The 21,011-nt window shown below is 44.3% G+C and carries 18 protein-coding genes; 13 read left to right on the top strand and 5 right to left on the bottom strand.

The features are described 5' to 3' along the window. Window positions 1-129: 129 nt before the first annotated feature. Entirely contained in the window at window positions 130-822 is a 693-nt protein-coding gene (locus tag PPM_RS13550) for a response regulator transcription factor (protein WP_013371462.1), read from the top strand. Window positions 823-888: 66 nt separating this feature from the next. Here the strand turns inward: PPM_RS13550 and PPM_RS13545 are convergent, their stop codons facing one another. Continuing rightward, window positions 889-1,389 (bottom strand): C40 family peptidase, encoded by a 501-nt coding sequence (locus PPM_RS13545; protein WP_013371461.1) that lies wholly within the window; start codon window positions 1,387-1,389, stop codon window positions 889-891. 281 nt (window positions 1,390-1,670) lie between these two features. After that, window positions 1,671-2,312, bottom strand: coding sequence for a thiamine diphosphokinase (locus tag PPM_RS13540; protein WP_013371460.1), 642 nt, complete (start codon window positions 2,310-2,312; stop codon window positions 1,671-1,673). Window positions 2,313-2,456: 144 nt separating this feature from the next. Between PPM_RS13540 and PPM_RS13535 the strand changes: the two genes are divergently transcribed. Beyond that, window positions 2,457-2,921 carry a low molecular weight protein-tyrosine-phosphatase gene (locus PPM_RS13535; protein ID WP_013371459.1) on the top strand — a complete coding sequence of 155 codons (465 nt, stop codon included), beginning with the start codon at window positions 2,457-2,459 and terminating at the stop codon, window positions 2,919-2,921. Between the two features lie 145 nt (window positions 2,922-3,066). On the opposite strand, the gene PPM_RS13530 is transcribed toward PPM_RS13535, so the two are convergent. Then, window positions 3,067-3,801 carry an alpha/beta hydrolase gene (locus tag PPM_RS13530; protein WP_013371458.1) on the bottom strand — a complete coding sequence of 245 codons (735 nt, stop codon included), beginning with the start codon at window positions 3,799-3,801 and terminating at the stop codon, window positions 3,067-3,069. 255 nt (window positions 3,802-4,056) lie between these two features. On the opposite strand from PPM_RS13530, the gene pdhA reads away from it, so the two are divergent. The 8 genes from pdhA to PPM_RS13490 all read left to right on the top strand — a co-directional run bounded on the left by pdhA (window position 4,057) and on the right by PPM_RS13490 (window position 15,449). Continuing rightward, window positions 4,057-5,124 (top strand): pyruvate dehydrogenase (acetyl-transferring) E1 component subunit alpha, encoded by a 1,068-nt coding sequence (pdhA, locus tag PPM_RS13525; protein ID WP_013371457.1) that lies wholly within the window; start codon window positions 4,057-4,059, stop codon window positions 5,122-5,124. 100 nt (window positions 5,125-5,224) lie between these two features. Next, a complete protein-coding gene (locus PPM_RS13520) occupies window positions 5,225-6,205 on the top strand; it encodes an alpha-ketoacid dehydrogenase subunit beta (RefSeq protein ID WP_013371456.1) in 981 nt (326 codons plus the stop codon). Window positions 6,206-6,239: 34 nt separating this feature from the next. Then, complete coding sequence (locus tag PPM_RS13515) at window positions 6,240-7,853, top strand: 2-oxo acid dehydrogenase subunit E2 (protein WP_014599812.1); 1,614 nt, start codon at window positions 6,240-6,242, stop codon at window positions 7,851-7,853. A 3-nt stretch (window positions 7,854-7,856) separates the two neighbouring features. Next, complete coding sequence (gene lpdA, locus PPM_RS13510; RefSeq protein ID WP_013371454.1) at window positions 7,857-9,278, top strand: dihydrolipoyl dehydrogenase; 1,422 nt, start codon at window positions 7,857-7,859, stop codon at window positions 9,276-9,278. Between the two features lie 249 nt (window positions 9,279-9,527). After that, the gene (gene thyA, locus PPM_RS13505) at window positions 9,528-10,322 is read left to right on the top strand and encodes a thymidylate synthase (RefSeq protein WP_013371453.1); all 795 of its coding nucleotides are present in this window, start codon (window positions 9,528-9,530) and stop codon (window positions 10,320-10,322) included. A gap of 17 nt (window positions 10,323-10,339) precedes the next feature. Further along, window positions 10,340-10,828 carry a dihydrofolate reductase gene (locus PPM_RS13500; protein WP_013371452.1) on the top strand — a complete coding sequence of 163 codons (489 nt, stop codon included), beginning with the start codon at window positions 10,340-10,342 and terminating at the stop codon, window positions 10,826-10,828. 237 nt (window positions 10,829-11,065) lie between these two features. Then, window positions 11,066-12,553, top strand: coding sequence for a glutamate synthase subunit beta (locus tag PPM_RS13495; protein ID WP_013371451.1), 1,488 nt, complete (start codon window positions 11,066-11,068; stop codon window positions 12,551-12,553). A gap of 544 nt (window positions 12,554-13,097) precedes the next feature. Further along, complete coding sequence (locus PPM_RS13490; RefSeq protein ID WP_043886117.1) at window positions 13,098-15,449, top strand: type IA DNA topoisomerase; 2,352 nt, start codon at window positions 13,098-13,100, stop codon at window positions 15,447-15,449. 65 nt (window positions 15,450-15,514) lie between these two features. Here the strand turns inward: PPM_RS13490 and PPM_RS13485 are convergent, their stop codons facing one another. Both PPM_RS13485 and PPM_RS13480 read right to left on the bottom strand, forming a co-directional pair. After that, window positions 15,515-16,279: an HAD family hydrolase gene (locus PPM_RS13485; RefSeq protein ID WP_013371449.1), complete on the bottom strand. Its 765-nt coding sequence runs from the start codon at window positions 16,277-16,279 to the stop codon at window positions 15,515-15,517. 66 nt (window positions 16,280-16,345) lie between these two features. After that, window positions 16,346-17,263 carry a hypothetical protein gene (locus tag PPM_RS13480; RefSeq protein WP_013371448.1) on the bottom strand — a complete coding sequence of 306 codons (918 nt, stop codon included), beginning with the start codon at window positions 17,261-17,263 and terminating at the stop codon, window positions 16,346-16,348. Between the two features lie 452 nt (window positions 17,264-17,715). Here PPM_RS13480 and PPM_RS13475 point away from each other — a divergent pair, with 452 nt between their 5' ends. The 3 genes from PPM_RS13475 (at window position 17,716) to PPM_RS13465 (ending at window position 21,011) form a co-directional block, all read left to right on the top strand. Then, complete coding sequence (locus PPM_RS13475) at window positions 17,716-18,873, top strand: MFS transporter (RefSeq protein WP_013371446.1); 1,158 nt, start codon at window positions 17,716-17,718, stop codon at window positions 18,871-18,873. 81 nt (window positions 18,874-18,954) lie between these two features. Beyond that, complete coding sequence (locus PPM_RS13470; RefSeq protein ID WP_013371445.1) at window positions 18,955-19,680, top strand: phosphonate ABC transporter ATP-binding protein; 726 nt, start codon at window positions 18,955-18,957, stop codon at window positions 19,678-19,680. Beyond that, on the top strand, window positions 19,677-21,011 hold the full coding sequence (locus tag PPM_RS13465) for a hypothetical protein (protein WP_013371444.1): 1,335 nt from the start codon (window positions 19,677-19,679) through the stop codon (window positions 21,009-21,011). The genes PPM_RS13470 and PPM_RS13465 overlap by 4 nt, the downstream gene beginning before the upstream one ends.

The raw sequence follows: 21,011 nt of genomic DNA, 5'->3' as shown, positions 1-21,011 counted from the left end.
CAGAAAACCATTCTTTGAGAATGATTTTCTGCTTTTTTGTTACACTAACACAAATATGTTTAAATGGCTTATAACAAACTTGTTCGTATCCAATATGTAATGCGATGTCCAAACCAGGTGGGTGAAAAGATGAGCCCGTTAATTGTACTTGTGGATGAAAATGAAGCGCCCGCTGTATTCGTTCATCCATTGGAGCAGGCAGGTTATCAGGTGGTTCATGTTCGTAATACATCGGATGTAAGCCCTTATATAGCTCAAAATCCTGTGAGTTTGCTACTCCTGAACATTAAAGATGAACAGGCGGACACTCAAGGCTTGATTCGCATTTTGCAGCAGAACTATCCTCATGTTCCACTGCTTGTAATGATTTCATCAGATGAGGAAGCACTTATGGTTTACTGCTTTGAACAAGGAGCACATGATGTAATGGTAGTGCCCTTTTATCCTAGAGTTCTTCAGGCTAGAGTAGCTAATTTATTACGAATTTTTGGTGTTGAACGTGATGTGAAAAGAGCAATCGAGGCAGGAGATTTACATATAGACACTGCAAGCAGAATGGTGAGCAGAGGGGAGCGAAAGCTGGAATTAACTCCGAAAGAATTCGATCTTTTGCTACATCTGGCGATACATCTTAACCAAGTTTGTAGCAGGCAGCAAATTTTAAAGGATGTTTGGAAACATGATTATATCGCTGATACGAACGTAGTAGATGTGTACATCAGGCATTTAAGGGTTAAAGTAGATAGAGGGCAAAAGTTTAAAATGATTCGAACGGAACGAGGCATTGGCTATTCACTCAGAACGCCAACTGAAGCAAAATAGCATAAAGTATAAATAAAAAAAGCCGAGACCTTTCGTCCCGGCTTACCAATTTAAATGAGTTCTACATTACAGCACGCGACGTGCTTTAATGTACGTTCTTTTCCAGTTGCCGGAGTTCAAATCAGAGATGGTCACCCCAGGTCCACCGTAAGTGTGTAGGATTTTACCCCCGCCCATATATACTGCTACGTGAGTAATATTGCGTCCTGTGGCACGGCTACCGCTTGAAAAGAACACTAAGTCACCTTTTTTCAAATTAGCCTTGGATACGGCATGTCCGACTTTAGACTGTTGAACAGAAGTACGCGGCAAATCGACTCCGTATTTCTTGAATATGTGCTTCATGAAAGAAGAACAGTCAAAATTGCGTGTAGTGCTTGTGGAAGCTCCAAACTTATAAGGAGTACCCATATATTTTTTGCCGTAGTTAATTACTTTTTGACCTACAGTAGTAGTAGCAGTAGCAGCTTGTGCTGTATTTGTTCCCTCAATGGCAAAAGTACCAAAGCCGATAGTGGCAGCGACTCCTGCGATAATTACCTTTTTTATGATTTTATGCATATTCATGTTGTAAGTACCTCCAAAAATTGATTTGTTCAATATTTTGCTGAGTTGCTAACTAACTGACAGCGTTGAGTATAACAGTTTTGAAGCCGCCTAATAGTTGGAAAACTACTCTCAAATGCTTGTGGAGCAAGGCTTACGTCGCGATTATTAAAAAACGATTAAAAATTACAATTTGTAAAAAATAAATTAATTCTAGTACCTTTAAAAAACCGAAAAACCCTTGTTAGTCAAGGGTTTTGAGTGTGTGAACAACTTTTTAAATAGTTACAACAATGTCATAATTAATCCTTGCTTTGAATAACGAGTAGTAGACCGCTTTTGATAGAAATAGTACCTTTTGCAGCCGTTAGCTTATTGCTGACACCCCGTGATTGTCCCATTTTGAGGGTGGCATTATGAAGGGGATACATAAATCCTTCCAGTTGTATACCTGTTACTTCGGCGGTCATAGGAATCAGGGATGTATATGTATAGCCCATGGGCTGGATCTCGAGCGTTGATTCGGTCAGCTCAATATAATTATGTGCGTCCATGATAGCGCAACTAATGTGATGCTGCATGGCCCGTACTAATATTTGAACATTGGCTAAGGTGTGGTCCATTCGAGTGCCAGTAACACCGAGAAAGAGTACATGATCTACTTGTTCTTCCATAGCAATTTCTAAAGCAAGCTCTGTATCAGTTAGGTCCTTATGTACTGGATCGCACGCAATCATACGTTGGCTTGCTGATTTTACCTGTTCTTGTTCCTCTGAAGTAATCGAATCAAAATCTCCTACAGAGACATGTGGTGTAATACCGTGTTCTATTAGGAAAAGGGCACCTTTATCTGCGCCTATAATAAAATCATCGGGTTGTATTTGTTGTAAATCTTCTTCATTAAGACGACCGCCTGAAAATACAATGGCTCGCTTTTTCATCATAACCAACATCCTTTCTTTCTGCATACGGTTCCAGATATACGATCATTTTAAGTATACCGCGTTAAATATGGCTTGCACAATTTTGGAGGTCCTGGCTACAATGGAACAGAAAAAAAGTGCGACGTGAATAGGAAGGGGAACGAAATGATTAACGTTTTGTTTGTGTGTTTGGGCAATATTTGCCGCTCTCCCATGGGGGAGGCAATACTGAGACATAAAGCAAAGGAACGGGGATTAGACGCAGAAATTCGGGTGGACTCGGCTGGAACAGGTGACTGGCATATTGGAAATCCTCCGCATGAGGGAACGCTAAAGCAGCTTAAACTGCACGGAATCAGCGAACAAGGCATACAGGCACGGCAAATAACGGATCGTGATTTTGACGCATTTGATTATATTGTGTGCATGGATGACTCTAATGAACGAAACATGCGTAAACTTGCAGGTGGAGCAGATGCTGATATTCTAAAATTCATGGATTTGCTTCCTCAAGAAAAGTTAAGAGAAGTACCCGACCCATATTTTACCGGGAATTTTGAAGAGACCTATCGATTATTGGACGCAGGATGCGAGGCCTTGCTGGACAAGATCATAGAAGAAAAGCTATAATGTGAACGACAGATGACGGCAATCATTGCCGTTTTTCGTTATATATTTTTGAAAGCGTAATCAAAATATAAAAAAAGAGGAAGGAGCCTTATGTCCTCCTAGGTCAATGCTCCATTCCTCATCATTGTCTGGGATGTTTTTTTACTCAGGCACGATCCAAAAAATACATTAGCGCGTCAGGCAACTCGTTTTGCCAAAAGCCCCATAAATGTTTGCCATCCTTTTCACGGTAAGAAACTTCGGCGTTCCGCTCGCGCAGTAAATCTGCGCATTGACGGTTCAGCTCTACAAAGTTGTAAATGCCGGTATCACTCTCAAAAGCATCTTCCTGAAGGCCAACTGTCATCCATACATTTAGATGCGACAGTTCTTTCTCACGGGCAATAATTTCTTGCGAAGCTTCATAGTAGGCACCTGAGAGGCTAATAATGCGATTAAACAGCTCAGGATACAATAGCGCCAAATGCAAAGACACACTGCCTCCCAGTGAATCCCCAGCAAGAATGCGGGAAGCTGCATCTTTTCTTATAGGATACTTTTGTTCCACATAGGGAATAATCTCTTCTGCAAAACAGGCAGTGTATGCCTCAAAACGATTGCCGAAGGGAGCGTACTCCTGAGTTCTGATTTTGGTGTTCACTTCCACGCCTACAATAATGAAGGGTTCCACGCCCTCATCCAGTATGAGACGGTTGGCGTGTGTTGCAATTCGTCCAAAGTTGAAGAATTCCTCTCCATCCTGACAGTAGACGACCGGGTAGCTCAATATTTCATTATAGCCGGGCGGCAAATAAATCCGAAGAGTTCGGGTTTCGCCAAGTAAGCGGCTGTCTACTTCGTCTTTAAGGATGGTTCGTTTTAAATACCGAGAATCCGTCATTTTTCGTCACCTTTCTTGGGTATTATTTTGCATTAAGGATCACAATAAGTTAAGATTACCCTGATTGCAATAGATGTTTAAAATTTCAATCATGTACTAAGCTGTTATAGTAAAAAACACACCCTGTTACATACACAAAAATGTGGTAAACTCAAAAAAAATAACTAAATCTTTGACGCGAGCGATATAACAGGTGTATAATAATCCTATAACAGCGGAACTTGATATTCAAATTTTTTTGTTGAGGTGAAGAAAATGAGCAAGGTTCCTTATGAAGTTTACACAGAGGAAGTTGAGGCTCTGTCCGTGCTTTCTCCGGATGGTGAAATTATCAATAAAGATAAATTGCCTAAACTTACAGATGATCAATTGAAAGAAATTATGTATCGTATGGTATTTACACGTACTTGGGATGACCGTGCTGTTAACTTGGGCCGTCAAGGACGTCTCGGCTTCTACGCTCCGGTATCCGGACAAGAAGCAACAATGGTTGGTAGTGAATTTGCGCTCCAAAAAGAAGACTTTATTGCACCAGGCTACCGAGATATTCCGCAACTCGTTTGGCATGGCCTGCCATTATATCAAGCTTTCTTGTATTCCCGTGGTCATCAACACGGTGGTCAAATTCCGGACGGCGTTAACGTATTGATGCCGCAAATCATCATTGGCGCGCAAATTCTGCACGCTATGGGAATTGCAATGGGCTACAAACTAAAAAAACAAAAACAAGTCGTCATTACATATACAGGTGACGGTGGTTCTTCCGAAGGTGACTTCTACGAAGGTCTGAACTATGCTGGTGTGTACAAATTGCCAGTTATTTTCTTTGTGCAAAACAATGGTTACGCGATCACAACTCCATTCTCGAAACAAACCGCTGCCCTTTCGATCGCTCATAAAGCAGTAGCTGCTGGTATTAAAGGCGTGAAAATTGACGGTATGGACGTGCTTGCAGTTATTAAAGCTGTTCAAGAAGCTGCAGAGCGTGGACGTAATGGCGAAGGTGCAACATTGATTGAAGCCGTTACTTACCGTTTCCGTCCGCATTCCCTTTCTGATGATGCGACGAAATATCGTTCTAAAGAAGAAGAAGGCGAATGGAATGCAAAAGATCCAATTGCCCGCTTTGCGAAATACCTTGAGAAAAAAGGTCTTTGGACTGAAGAAGATACAGCTCGCGTAAAAGAAGAAGCTAAGGCAAAAGTGAACGAAGAGATCAAAAAGGCTGAGAAAACAGAAAAAATGACAATTCCTGGCCTGATCGATAGCATGTTCGAAACTACGCCTAAGCACTTGGAAGAACAAAAAGCTGATTTTAAATAATTGAACTTGAAAGAGACCGGGCGGCTACCCGATCCGGTCTGCTTTTCGATTGACCTGAACTGAAACTGATCTGTCAATGTTTAAGGAGGAAATGAAGCAAATGGCACAAATGAACATGAAAGAAGCGATTCGTGACGCACTGCGCGTAGAGTTGAAACGCGACCCTAACGTCCTGCTTTTCGGTGAAGACGTAGGTCATGTAGGTGGCGTATTCCGCGCTACAGAAGGTCTGCAAAAAGAATTTGGCGAAGAACGTGTATTCGATACTCCGCTGGCGGAATCCGCAATCGGGGGTCTTGCTGTCGGTCTGGGTATCCAAGGTTTCCGCCCTGTAGCTGAAATCCAGTTCGTAGGCTTTATCTTTGAAGCACTCGATCAAATGGCAATTCAAGCATCCCGTATGCGTTACCGTTCCGGCGGACGTTACAATTCTCCAATCGTATTCCGTACACCTTTTGGTGGCGGTGTTAAGGCAGCCGAGCTGCATACAGATTCCTTGGAAGGTCTTTTGACTCAAACACCAGGTATTAAGGTTGTTGTTCCTTCCAACCCTTACGATGCAAAAGGTCTTATGATCGCGTCTATTCGCGATAACGATCCAGTATTTTTCATGGAGCATTTAAACCTGTACCATGCATTCCGTGCTGAAGTTCCTGAGAATGATTACACAGTTGAACTGGGCAAGGCAAATGTAGTTCGTGAAGGTTCCGATGTGACGATCATTACTTACGGTATGATGGTACACACTTCGGTTAAGGCTGCTGAAGAGCTGGAAAAAACAAAGGGTATTAAAGTGGAAATCATTGATTTGCGTACAATCAGCCCGATTGACATTGATACCATTGTTGCCTCTGTTCAAAAAACCAATCGTGCTATCGTTGTTCAAGAAGCGCAAAAGAGTGCCGGTGTTGCTGCTGAAGTTATTGCACAAATTAACGAAAAAGCAATCCTGCATCTGGAAGCACCAGTTCTGCGCGTAGCAGGTCCGGATACCGTTTATCCATTTGCTCAAATTGAAGATACTTGGTTGCCAACGCCAACACGTATCATTGATGCGGTTAATAAAGTATTGGAATTTTAATTAAAGCACACCGTAAATTTGGGAGGTTTTAAACGTGGCAAAATTTGAATATAAATTCCCGGAGCTGGGTGAAGGTCTTCACGAAGGCGAAATCATCAAGATGCACATCAAGCCCGGCGACAAAGTAACTGATGATGATATCATCATGGAAGTACAAAACGACAAGGCTGTAGTTGAAGTTCCATGTCCGGTTAATGGTACGGTTCAAGAAGTATTTGCCAAAGACGGAGACGTCTTCAACGTAGGTCAAGTTGTGGCTGTCATCGACGCAGAAGGTGAACTTCCTGAACAAGAAGATGCACCAGAAGCGCCAGCTGCTAGCCCTGAGCCAAGTGCTGCTGCACAAGGCGGAGCTGCAGGTGCAGCTAGATTTGAATATAAATTCCCAGAGCTGGGTGAAGGTCTTCACGAAGGCGAAATCATCAAGATGCACATCAAGCCCGGCGACAAAGTAACTGATGATGATATCATCATGGAAGTACAAAACGACAAGGCTGTAGTTGAAGTTCCATGTCCGGTTAATGGTACGGTTCAAGAAGTATTTGCCAAAGACGGAGACATCTTTAACGTAGGTCAAGTTGTGGCTGTCATCGCTGCTGAAGGTGAACTTCCTGAGCAAGAAGAAGCACCAGCTGCTGTTAAACAAGAAGAGGATGCTGCCAAAGGTGGAGCGAACACGCAACCAGGTGCAACACCTGCTGCTTCGAACAAAGACGTACTGGCTACACCTAGCGTTCGCAAATTTGCACGTGAGCAAGGTGTTAACATCGCTCAAGTGAGTGGCTCCGGCAAAAACGGTAAAATCACTAAAGAAGATGTAGAAGCTTTCAAAAATGGTGGAGGCCAAGCGGCTGCACCAGCAGCGAAAGAAGCTGCAAAAGCGCAAGAGCCAGCTAAAAAAGAAGCGAAAGCAGCAGCACCATCCGCACCAGCTGCAGATCCGCGTGCTGAGGAAGAACGCGTACCATTTAAAGGTATCCGTAAAGCAATTTCCAATGCTATGGTTAAGTCGGCTTACACGGCTCCACACGTTACAATTATGGACGAAGTGGATGTAACTGAGCTGGTTGCTTTCCGTACTCGTATCAAACCAATTGCAGAGAAGAAAGGCACAAAAGTAACTTACCTGCCATTCATCGTAAAAGCTTTGGTTGCCGCTTCCCGTCAATTCCCGGCTCTGAATGCCTCGATCGACGAAGAAGCTAACGAAATTGTCTACAAAAAATACTACAACATTGGTATCGCTACAGATACAGACAACGGCTTGATCGTTCCTGTTATCAAAGATGCTGATCGTAAGAGTATCTGGATGATTGCTGATTCCATTCGTGACCTGGCTGTACGCGGTCGTGATGGTAAATTGGCTGCCAATGAAATGAGAGGAAGCACGATTTCCATCACGAACATTGGTTCCGCAGGCGGTATGTTCTTTACTCCAATCATCAACTTCCCTGAGGTTGCAATTTTGGGTACTGGCCGCATCAGTGAAAAAGCAGTCGTGAAAAACGGTGAAATTGTTGCCGCTCCAGTAATGGCTCTTTCCCTGAGCTTTGACCACCGTATTATTGACGGTGCAACTGCTCAAAACTTCATGAACTATATTAAACAGCTGCTCGCTAACCCTGAGCTGCTTGTAATGGAGGTGTAATCAATGGTAGTAGGAGACGCTTCTCTGGATATTGACACATTGGTTATCGGTGCGGGTCCTGGCGGCTATGTAGCTGCCATCCGTGCCGCACAATTGGGACAAAGCGTATTGATCGTTGACAAATCTGAGCTGGGCGGTGTCTGCTTGAATCGTGGATGTATTCCATCCAAAGCTTTGATCTCTGCAGCTCATCAATACGAAGCAGCTAAACATGGCGAAACTTTCGGTATTACGGCTGAAAATGTAAAAGTAGATTTTGCAAAAACACAAGAATTCAAAAACGGTGTTGTTAAGAAAATGACTGGCGGCGTAAGCGGCTTGCTCAAAGGCAACAAAGTCGAAGTTTTCAACGGTGAGTGCATGTTCATCAACGAAAACGAAGCGCGTGTATTCAACGAACATGAATCACCACGTTACCGTTTTAAAAATGCAATTATCGCAACAGGCTCCCGTCCTATCGAATTGAAGCCATTCCCGTTTGGCGGACGCATTCTGTCTTCTACTGAAGCATTGAACCTGCCTGAAATTCCGAAAAGCCTGATCGTTATCGGTGGTGGATATATTGGTGCAGAGCTTGGACAAATGTATTCCAAATTCGGTTCCAAAGTAACGATCATTGAAGGTATGGATACTGTTCTTCCTGGCTTCGATAAAGATATGACTTCCATCGTTTCGAAAAGCATGAAGAAAACAGGTATCGAAATCTTCACTGGCGCTAAAGCGGAAAGTGCGGAACAAACTGATAAAGATGTAACAGTGAAATTCTCTGTTAACGGTGAAAGCAAAGAAGTAACTGCTGAGTACCTGCTTGTAACTGTTGGACGTCGTCCAAATACAGACGGTGAACTGGGTCTGGATTTGATCGGTGTAGAACTGGATGAACGCGGAATGGTGAAAGTTGACCACCAAGGACGCACAAGCATCCCTCACATCTTCGCAATCGGCGATATTGTTCCTGGTCTTGCTCTGGCTCACAAAGCTTCTTACGAAGGTAAAGTAGCTGCTGAAGTAATTGCTGGCCAACCATCTGTTGTAGACTATAAATGTATTCCGGCTGTTGTGTTCACAGATCCAGAATGCTCTAGCGTAGGCTACACAGAGACACAAGCTAAAGAAAAAGGCTATAATGTCAAAGTTGGCAAGTTCTCTTATGGAGCAAACGGTCGTGCCGTTTCCCTGAACGCTGCTGAAGGCTTTGTAAAAATCGTAGCTGACGCAGATACAGGTCTGGTACTGGGTACGCAAATCGTAGGTCTGGAAGCTTCCAACCTGATTGCTGAGCTGGGTCTGGCGATTGAAATGGGTGCTACACTCGAAGATATCTCCTTGACTATCCATGCTCACCCTACACTGGGCGAACTTGTGATGGAAGCTGCAGAAGTCGTAATGGGTCATCCGATCCACGCATTGGCGCCACGTCGCTAATTCCATTTCATTATCTTGTTTTTGGTTTTCATACATGAAAAAAGAGGCAAGGAGCGCTATAACTGCGCTCTTTGTCTCTTTTTTTCAAACTTTAAGATTATTGGACTATCATGAAAATTCACACAGCACATGGTCAAAAAAGTACTCTACATGATAAACTAAATATAGATTAATGGGGTAGATTGAGAATTTTAAAAATTAAAAATTGACGATGCGGTTTTTTATTCATACTCAAAGGAGAGAAACAACGTGCGCAACTACTTGGAATTGTTGGAGGATATTTTAGAGAACGGAGTGAAAAAAGAGGATCGGACAGGGACGGGAACATTATCTGTGTTCGGAAGGCAACTTCGTTTTGATCTGGCCAAGGGCTTCCCGTTGGTGACCACTAAAAGAGTACATTTGAAATCCGTTATACATGAGCTGTTATGGTTTTTGCGAGGGGATACCAATATTGCTTATCTCAAGGAGAACGGAGTTAGCATTTGGGATGAATGGGCAGACGAGCAGGGGAATCTGGGACCTGTGTATGGATCGCAATGGCGCGCATGGGAAACACCGGACGGACAACATATTGATCAAATTGCGAATGTCATTGAGGCTATCAAAAACAATCCGGATTCACGTCGACATATCGTCAGTGCTTGGAATGTGGCTGAAATTGAATCGATGAAGTTGCCGCCATGTCATTTTGTATTCCAGTTCTACGTAGCTGGGGGAAAGCTATCCTGTATGTTGACGATGCGTTCAGTGGATACATTCCTTGGACTGCCGTTCAACATCGCTAGTTATGCATTGCTGACGCATATGGTTGCACAGCAGTGCGGTTTGGAGCCTGGAGAGTTTATTTGGTCAGGCGGCGATGTGCATATTTATTCAAATCATATACAACAAGTGCATACGCAGTTGGAGCGTGATCCTTATCCCTTGCCACAGTTAAAAATCCTGCGCAAGCCGGAATCCATTTTTGATTACACTTACGAGGATTTTGTTTTTGAGAATTACGAGCATCACCCAGGGATCAAGGCGCCTGTCGCCATCTGATTAGAGGAGGTGGAAAGATGAGCATTTCGATGATATGGGCTATGGCACAAAATGGTGTGATTGGCCGGGATAACAGTCTTCCTTGGCGCCTTCCCAGAGACATGGCCTTCTTCAAAGAGCAGACGATTAATAAAACGGTACTCATGGGACGCAAAACGTGGGAATCCTTTGGCGGGAAAAGCCTACCAAACCGCCGCAACGTCGTTTTGACTCGAGATGAGCGCTATCAGGCGGAAGGTGCGGAAGTAATCCATACGCTGGAAGAAGGGCTCCAACTTGCCCAGAAAGAAGAGCTAATGGTCATTGGCGGAGCGGAGATTTATTCACTGTTTTGGCCACATGCTGATCGGCTGATTGTGACTCGAATTGAGGAGACCTTTGAAGGTGATACGACGTTTCCTGAGCTGGATTGGAGCGGCTGGACTATAGTCAGTGAGACGCCAGGTATCAAGGACGACAAAAACCTGTATGACTACCGTTTTGTTGTTTACGAGAGAACAGGATAACAATAGATGAACTCGACCTAGCTCATTTGAAAAATTAATAAACCATATAAAAAATCCTTTTGGCTGTAGATGCAGAAAGTTGCATAAGTTTTCATTACTTTTACGCTGTATTGTGATACAATAAATCAAATTCAACGAGAACAGACCCTTTCATAACACAAACAGACAAGTTCGAATTTGATTAGAATTCTGAATGGATGATCGGGGTTCATAAGCGAAGAGATGGGGGAACGTAACATGTCTACACCAACTGGATTTATGGAATACACACGACAACTTCCTACAGACCGGGACCCGGCAGAGCGTATAAAGGATTGGGAAGAATTCCATGAGCATATGTCTGAAGAAGAGCTGCGTACCCAAGGGGCGCGTTGTATGGACTGCGGAACTCCTTATTGTCATACGGGGATGGATCTCATGGGAGCAACTTTAGGCTGCCCGGTTCATAATCTTATTCCGGAATGGAACAATCTCGTATATCGTGGTTTGTGGAAGGAAGCGTTAGACCGGCTGCACAAAACGAATAACTTCCCCGAATTTACGGGCCGTGTTTGTCCTGCGCCATGTGAAGGCTCATGTACTGTTGGCCTTATCGGGCAGTCTGTTACCATTAAGACAATTGAGGAAGCGATTATCGAAAAAGGTTTTGAGGAAGGCTGGGTTGTTCCTAACCCGCCGGAAAAACGTACAGGCAAACGAGTGGCGATTGTTGGCTCGGGTCCTGCGGGATTGGCTGCGGCAGCACAGCTTAACAAAGCAGGGCACAGCGTGACTGTATATGAGCGTGCAGATCGTGTAGGTGGGTTGCTGATGTACGGAATCCCATCCATGAAGCTGGATAAGAAGGTTGTACAGCGTCGTGTAGACTTGCTGGAGGCTGAAGGTATTCAATTCATCACGAATACGGAAATTGGCAAGGATATCCCTACTGAACAGTTGGTTGCCGACTATGATGCGGTTGTGCTATGCGGTGGATCTACAAAGCCGAGAGAATTCGATATTGAAGGCAGTGATTTGAATGGCGTCCATTATGCTATGGATTATTTGAATGGCACCATCAAAAGTTATCTGGATTCTAACCTTGAAGATGGCAACTATTTGTCTTCCAAAGGTAAGGACGTTATTGTTATCGGTGGTGGTGATACAGGTTCGGACTGTGTAGCTACTTCTTTGCGGCATGGTTGCCGGAGTGTCACTCAATTTGGCACACACACCAAAGCTCCACTGGAACGTGATCCGATTGCCAATCCTTGGCCGCAGTTTCCGAATGTGTACTCTCTCGATTATGCACAGGAAGAAGCGAAAGCGTTGTTCGGGGAAGACCCGCGTGAGTTCTCCATCATGACAACCAAATTTGTAGGTGATGAGAATGGCAATCTGAAAGAACTGCACACCATTCAAATCCAACGTATTGTTGATAAAACTGGACGTAAAATCTATCAACCGATTCCAGGTACGGAACGTGTATTCCCAGCACAAATTGCGCTGATTGCAATTGGGTTTGATGGGCCTGAGCAAACGATTGTGAAGGAAATCGGTTTGGAAACGGACCGTCGCTCCAACGTTAAGGCACGTTATGGGAAATATGTGACGAATGTGGATAAGGTGTTTGCTGCGGGTGACATGCGCCGCGGACAAAGTCTGGTTGTGTGGGCTATTAATGAAGGTCGAGAAGCAGCACGTGAAGTTGATAAATACCTCATGGGTACTACTGTTTTGGTGTAATTATAAATTTAATTTACGAATCAAGTAAAGGCTCCATCTTAGGATGGGGCTTTATTTGTGTTTCAAGCATTGTCGCTAGTTGTTGAATCCAATTTTCTAGGGAGGTGTACAAAAGGGTGTGAATTTAATGTTATATAAAATGACTTTGAATTGAGTCTTTAATCATGCAACTGTTATTTATAGTGATCATAACATAAATAAGGAGGGTGTGTGTAGCCTTTTTAAAGAAAAATACATTCATTTTACAAAACAATTAACTGAAAATTTAAATATATGTAATATAAATTAACATAAATGTGACCCGCGTTTATTAATGGTGTAGTTTCAACATAGAGTAAAATCATGACCTGAGAGAACCATGAGATCTATGGTATAATAGACGTATATTGTTGAAGCGCTAGACTAAATGAATTTACAAAGGAGCTTTCGCTGGGAGAAAGCTCCTTTTGCATGAGGCCGGGATAGCTGTGTTTTCATTTGCGTTCCATGTATATCTATGATTCATGGAGGAGAAACAGAAGGCCGTCAGGAAGGAATGGAATGTATGAAGACGTTGATTATTGCTGAGAAACCAGATATGGGGCGGACGATTGCCGCTGTTATGGAGCCTCGTGCTAAAAATAACCGTACCTATTTGGAAGGGGAGAAATACATTGTAACCTGGGCGATCGGTCATTTGTTAGGGCTGGCTGAGCCAGATGCTTACGATGCTAAGTATAAACGATGGAATATTCAAGATCTTCCGATTATCCCTGAACAGTTCAAAATCGTACCTAATCCGAAAACAAAAGATCAGCTAAAAATGATTGGTGAGCTGGCCAAACGCTGCAATGCCATCGTGAATGCTTGTGACGCTGGACGAGAGGGGCAATATATTTTTGCATTAATTCAGCAGCAGCTAAAGCTACGACAGCCGGTTAAGCGATTGTGGATCTCGGACTTGACGGCAGAGAGTATTGCGACAGGCTTTGAACGATTACGAGATGCCTCGGAGTTTGAATTCCTGACTCAAGCTGCGCGGGCACGAAGTGAAGCGGACTGGCTGATTGGCATGAACGCTTCCAGAGCGTTCACAACACGTCATAACACCCTGCTGTCGGTAGGACGGGTACAGACTCCCGTGCTGGCACTAATTCATGATAGAGAAAAGGAAATTGAAGCATTTCAGTCTCAAACCTTCTATGACGTGTGGGCTGAGTTTAAGCAAGATCAGATTAAGTACAAAGGGGCATGGCAGGGAGATCGGCTGACGAAACCGGAAGAAGCTGAGGGGATTGCTGCGGCGGTACGCGGAAAAGAGGGGAAGATTACCAAATATGATACGAAGCAGACAAAGGAGTATCCTTTTAAATTGTACGATTTGACGTTGCTTCAACGAGAGGCGAATGCCAAGTACGGTTATTCGGCCAAAAAAACGCTGGATGTGGCACAAGCGCTTTATGAGCGTCACAAGGTCATTTCCTATCCGCGTACGAACTCTAACTATGTGACAGAGCAGAATATAGACGGCATGCATAAGGCATTACGGATGCTCGGGACAGGCCCTTATGCTGATCTGGTTCAACAAGCAAACCCTAATTTGGTCCATAAACAGAATAAATCGGTCTGCAATCCGTCTCGTGTTGAGGATCACCATGCTATCTTGCCGACGTTAAAAAGACCGGGGACGCTAAGCAAGGAGGAACAAAATGTATACGACCTGGTTATTCGTAGGTTTCTGTCGCATTTTTTCCCGCCGGCTGAATATAAAATGCATACCGTAATGACGCAGGTGGACAAGCATTTGTTTAAAACCAATATTAAGGAGCTTCTGTCCTTGGGATGGAAAGTGGTTTTGAGCAAGGCTGACCAGGATAAAGGTAAAAAGAGCAAAACATCCAAAAAGGAAGATGAAGAGGAAACGGACGAGTGGACAGACAAGAAGTTTGAAATTGATGCAGGTCGTCCGGTGGATTGTGTTCGCGCCGAGATGAAAGAAAAGGCGACTCAGCCCCCTAAAAGCTACACGGAGGGCACATTGCTTAAAGCGATGGAAAGCGCCGGCAAGCAGATGGAGAATGAGGAATTACGCGAGGTTATGAAGGACGCTGGCTTAGGTACGCCTGCGACACGAGCTGCCACAATTGAACGATTGAAGAAGGTCGGCTACATTGAAATGAAGGGCAAAAAGATTCTTATTACAGATAAGGGAAAGATGGCTATTGACCTGATCCGTCATGCCGGGGTAGATCTATTAGCCTCACCGGAAATGACAGGTCAATGGGAACGCCGTCTTCATCAAATTTCCAAGGGTGAGGCAGCTCAGGAGAAGTTTATGGATAACGTTAAAAGATTCACGTTGTCCATCATTGATAAGGTAAGGCAGCAGCCACCTGCTCCCGCACATGCCTTTGGCGAGGAGGCAAGGAGTAATCGCTCGGGAGGCAAGGGGAACGCCCGCAGTGTAGGCGCGAGTGGACGTGCCACCGCCAAAGGAATGGATCGCACACCATCAGGAGGCGGTAGCAGTGCAGGAAGTGCTGCGCTAAAGCAAGCAGCACCACCAACAAGACGCAGTTCAGCTACAAAAGCAGTGCGGAGCTCATCTGATGGACAGTCAGATGCTTCAGTGAGCCAAAGGCAGGCGTTAGGCAGCTGCCCGTGCTCCAATTGCGGTGGAAGCATTATAGAAGGTCGTAAAGGGTATGGATGTAGCCATTTTAAGCAAGGCTGTGGCTTTGTCATTTGGAAGGAATATGCTGGCAAGCAGATTACCGAAACGATGCTCAAGTCCCTGCTCGCGAAGGGGCAGACGCAATTGTTGTCTTTTAAACGGAAGGACGGATCGACCGTCAAGGCGCGGATAGTTCTGGATGTACCAGGAACAGGACAACTTAGCGTTCGTGAGGAATCCTGAAATAAAGCCGTCTATCATAGTAGAATGTGAAGGTTGAATGACTTTTTAAACACGAAAAAAGGACCCTATCCGAGGGTCCTTTTTTGTTGATGCAATTGTATGCTTTCGTGGATCACCCGTGGCACTTCTGTTAGCTTTTGTATTGTATACATTACAGAGTTCACGTTTTTTTGCAATTCAACCATATTGTAAATCCATTCTTTAGGCTGCTTAAGATACACAGCGTGAATACCTGCCGCAAGGGCTGGAGATACGTCGGTGCGTAAAGAATTCCCAATCATCCAGGTGATGCCTCGGTCCAGCCGATTTATTTGAATGATTTCTTCCAGTGCTTCGACATTTTTATGCTGGCGAATATAGATACGGTCATCAAAGTAAGTAGCCAGCTTCATTTGTTCAATCTTTCTTTCTTGAATGACCTGCTCACCGCCCGTGTAAAGGTGAAGGGAATGCCCTGCTTTTTGGAGTGAATTTAACGTTTCGGCCATACCTGGATACGGTTCAATTTCCTGCTCGTACACACTTCGGCCAAGCGAGCGAAGCTCCTGCTCTTCCCGAGAATCCGTACGGCGTCCGAATTGTTCAGAGAAAAACTGGTACGTATCTATTAGGGATTGTGGAAAATGCTCGCTGGCAAAACCCACCTGATGAACCCCAGCCACATCAATTTCAATTTGTTTTTCACGAATTGTATTTCTCGTTAGGTTATGAGCTGCAAACCATTCCTGAAGCAAATCGAAAAAGTGGTTGAGAATAAGGTCGAAATACTTGTTGCAGTGGACCAAAGTGTCATCAAGATCAAATAAAATGTGCTGTTTCGGATACGACATGATGCATACTCCTTCCAAGCCAAAGCTTTAACGGTGTTCAGTTTATAACTAAAGTTGCGATTCAAATTACAATCCAATATAGGATTCCAAAAATACCTGCAAATCAGCCGCACCGTCGGGACGGATGCTGAATTTTTCCTTGTGATAGCGTCCAATGTGTATGCGGAGCAAACCAGCCACACGCAAAATCATCATATCAGACATTAGTGTATCTTCCAATCGGCTCAAATCATGACGCATGTCTTCAAGAGACTTAGGACCTTGAGCTACATAACGCAAAATGCGCAGCCGTTGTGGATCATTGACTGCACGAGTGAGTCGTAGTAGAAGCGTGGGCGGTTCTTCCTCACTCTCTTCGGGAATATCTACCGGATACTGGATCAGCAGTGTACGGGTGTAAAAGCAGTATGAATTAATTGGGCGATTATGAACGACCGGAAACAGCACTACTGTATCGAGGTCTTCCATATGTGGCACGACTAGTCCAGCTGTTGCATATTCAACAAGTGCTTCCGGTTCCATTTTACTTAACAGCATGCGCTTTTCCGCAGCATCTTCTTCTGCCAATACACGCAGTTCGCCTTCCAAGGCCCGAAAATAATCACGATCCCACAATCTGAGGAGCGGTGCATATACCTTACGAATGCGTAAAGATTCTTCAAAGGTTAAAAAAGGAATATGCGGAACAAGCAACTCAAACATATCCTTATCCGGTCCGTGATCCAAGTAAGAAATATAGTCGGATATTTCATCTGTTTCTGGTCGAAGCAACGCCCAGGCATAGAGTGCGTCATAATCGCTAAAAGGGCAATCCTGAGCTGTAGCTAGCTCAGTACGAACTTCCTGTTGTAATCGTGCATCCACTTTGTCGATCCATTCATGGCCCAAGTCCATATCTTGGACCCACTTTTTAGTTACATAGGCCATAAAGCTGCCGAGCAATTCATAAATTGGGGAAGTGTCTATTTTAATTTGATAACTCATGGAACCAAATGCCTCCTATTCTGTCTTCTAGCCCAGAGCGGTGAACGTAAATAAAGCCCGTCCATAAGCAAAACATGAGCATTTTGAAATTGCCCACTCATTTATTATGGCTTGTTCTGCCAGGCATTGTCCACTATAATATGAAATAGTGCGTTGTGACGTGAACTTGGTCGGATTGAACATACGAGGCTCTTAACCGAGGAGTCGGATACATACCAGACTAGCTCTATCCGTAAAATCGTCATCTCAGATGGCGATTTTTTTATTTCTCTCTTTAATACACTAAAATTAACATGCTAAAAACACCTTAATATGTAATATATCGATTTTTAGAAAGTCATGGTACACATCGTGATAAGATTTATTATTGATTATGGTATCAAATGCAAATCATTTCTAAACATTCATTTTATGATGTTAATAATTTATTTGTTCGAGCAGGAGGAGCTGGGATGTCGTCGTCGTTACGTGTTCATTATTTTATCTTAATTGCAGTTATTATTGTTGCTGGATTATGTCAGGGTTTACTATTGCCCATTCTGTCGATCTCTTTGGAACAAATGGGGGTTTCGTCTTCGCTAAACGGAATGAACGCGGCTGCACTGTATATTGGTTCATTCGCAATGACACTGGTGGCTGAACGGACTTTGGGGTGGCTGGGATTTAAAAAGCTGATGGCTGGTGGTCTTGTGCTTGTGCTGATCACGCTGCTGCTGTTCCCGCTAATCCCTGATATTCGGGTTTGGTTCGTACTGCGCCTGCTAGTAGGTATTGGTGACAGTGCGTTGCATTATTCTGCTCAGTTGTGGATATTGCTGGTAACTCCAGCAGAGAATCGAGGCCGCAACATTTCCTTTTATGGTATGTCTTATGGTCTCGGTTTTGCATTAGGCCCATTGGGATTGTGGCTGCTTGATTATGGAATGCTGGTTCCATTTGCTGCGTTGGCTTTGTTGTGCTTGCTTGTGTTGCTGTTAGTGTTAATCAAGCTGCCTGACTCAAGACCCGAGAAGCAGGAGACTGAGGCGCGTCCCGCACAAAGATTCCGGCGCAGCTATAGCTGGGCATGGTACGCTCTGTTGCCTGCATTTCTATACGGTTATATGGAAGCGAGCCTGAATAGTAATTTTCCAGTCTATGGCCTGCGTATAGGCTTCCATACCGATGAAATTGCTGCCTTGCTGCCTTTCGTCAGTTTGGGAGGCTTAGTGCTGCAACTGCCTTTAGGTATATTAAGTGACCGTTGGGGACGTAAAAAGGTGCTAATGAGCGTAGGTATAGCAGGAGGGTTGACCTTTATGTTACTACCATGGAGTGGCAATCATTTTATGTTCACATTGGTATTGCTGACCATCGCAGGTGGATTGGTAGGCTCCTTTTTCTCACTTGGTTTGGCCTATGCAGCTGACCTGTTGCCCAAATCATTTTTGGCGGCTGCAAATGTGCTGGCATCCTTTCATTTTAATCTGGGAAGTGTGATTGGACCTAATATTAGTGGAGGGTTGTTGGACATTGGAACTCAAGGCAGTATGTTTCTAGTCCTTGGAGGTAGTTATATTGTTTTCGGATTGTTAGGTCTGTTTTCCCGAAAAAGAGCACCCGCGGTATAAAACTGCGGTTTGCATGGTATTTGTTTCACAATTACTATAAAATATAAACATGTATTGATGGCGGACAAAGGGGAATCATAGATGATTAAAATTCGGAAGCTGACCAAGCAAGTGGGGCCTGAACGTACCCCGTTGCTTCGAGGGATTGATGCTGAAATTCATCAGGGTGAATTCATTGCTATAGTGGGGCCAAGCGGAAGTGGTAAAACGACACTTCTTCGCTGTCTTGCTTTACAAGAGCCTTGGGAAGAAGGCAGTCTGATTGTTGGTGGCAATGATGTACTGAGATCCGGGTGGACGGGCAAGATGAAAATAAAGCGAGAGTGGGCATACCTGGAGCAAAATCCGCATCTTAATATGAATCGGACCGCTCTTAAAAATGTGCTCATTGGCAGATCGGGTCAAACACCCTGGTGGAGAATGGTGACTGGCATGGTGCGTTCCGACGATTATATGGGAGCGATGGACGTTCTAGAGGAGCTGGGTCTGCTGGATAAGGCGCATGATAAATGCGACAAGCTCAGCGGCGGCGAACGGCAGCGGGTAGCCACAGCGCGTGCTCTCGTTCACGGAGCTAAGGTTATTTTAGCTGATGAGCCTGTAAATGGACTTGATCCTGCCTCAGCAGCGCATGTACTGGAAACCTTTCGCAAGCTGTGCTCTGACGAGCGAGTAACAATCATTACTGTACTGCCGCTGGAAATGGCTGAACGTTTTGCTTCCCGAATCTGGGGTCTGAATGAGGGTAAACTGGTGTTTGATATCCAGGGAAGACGATTGACACAGGCAGAAAAGAACAAATTGTGAAGGGGACGGCAAGAGAAGTGAAAAAAATGCTGTTGAAAATGGTGGCTTGCTGCTGTTCCTTGCTGCTTCTTGCTGGATTTTTAAGCGGCTGTAATGTGATTAGCGATCCAATTTCGCTGATGCAGACACCAACGATGTCTGACGAGAAACAACAGCTGAATGGAGCAGTGAATACGCAATTAGGGGCGGTACAGCCTTTAAGGCCGAATGATCCAGATGATCCTACGCCAATTCGGACGGGAGATTTGAATAATGATGGTATAGACGAAGCAGTGCTCTTTTATGAAACACCAGATGAGAGCGTAAAGATACATGGTGCCTTGTTTGAAGATCAGGGCGGGACGTGGGTAAAGAAGCTTACATTTGATGGGGAAGGCACAGTGTTGGAATCATTTAAACTAGTGGATCTAACAAATGACGGTACGCTTGATATTGTAGCAGGCTTTTCGAGCGGAGACAGTGGCGAGAACGGGGAGCAGAAGGGTCTTATCGTTTACTCTTATACTGGAGGAACGTTAGAAAAAATATATGCAACGGGCTATACGGACTTCGTTGTAGACGATTTTAACCATAAGAAGATGGATTTGAACGGGGACAATCTGAATGACTTGACGATTATCTTGCTCCGTCGCAATGAATTTTTTACTGTAAAAACGTTCCAGTTCAGCGGAGGAACCTTTAAGGAGATCGGATCGTTGGATTTGGACAGTCAGGCTTTAGGTGTCTATAATGTGGTCGCTGGTAAGGTAGCCCAGGGTAGGCAGGGAATCATTATAGATACAAAGATTGCTCAGACGACTACGGTATCCAATGTTATCGTGATGGATCACGGCAAACTTAGAAAGCTCAATCTTATGGATGTTACCTTCAAGGATGCTACCATCGCCAGTGGTGATGTGGACGGTGACGGTATTCTCGAATTTGGAAATTTGGAGAAGCCTAAAGGCTGGAGCAACAGGCCGCTGGATGAAGTTCCTTATTTTGTATCGTTCTATCAGTGGGATGGGGCCAAAGGGACGATTTTCAAGCAGCAACAGTATCGTGATTCTAATGAACAGGTCTACTTCAGGCTGCCAAAAGAGCTGCATGGCAAGGTGACTATTGATCCGAAGGTTTCAAGGAAGGACAGCTATTTGCGGTTTATTTTGGATGATACAGACAAAACGATAGCGGAAATTAAATTTTTCTCGTTATCACAATGGGAGCGAAATAACGAAGGCTATAGCCAACTGTGGCGAACGAATGCACAGGTAGTTGGTATAAAACGATCCAGCGAGCTGGAGCCACGTAAAGCCATTAAAAACAAGCTGGGGGAAAGGCAGGTAGAGTAG

The sequence above is a fragment of the Paenibacillus polymyxa M1 genome, from assembly GCF_000237325.1.
GTDB lineage: Bacteria > Bacillota > Bacilli > Paenibacillales > Paenibacillaceae > Paenibacillus > Paenibacillus polymyxa_C.
This window is presented reverse-complemented; position numbering and strand designations above follow the sequence as displayed.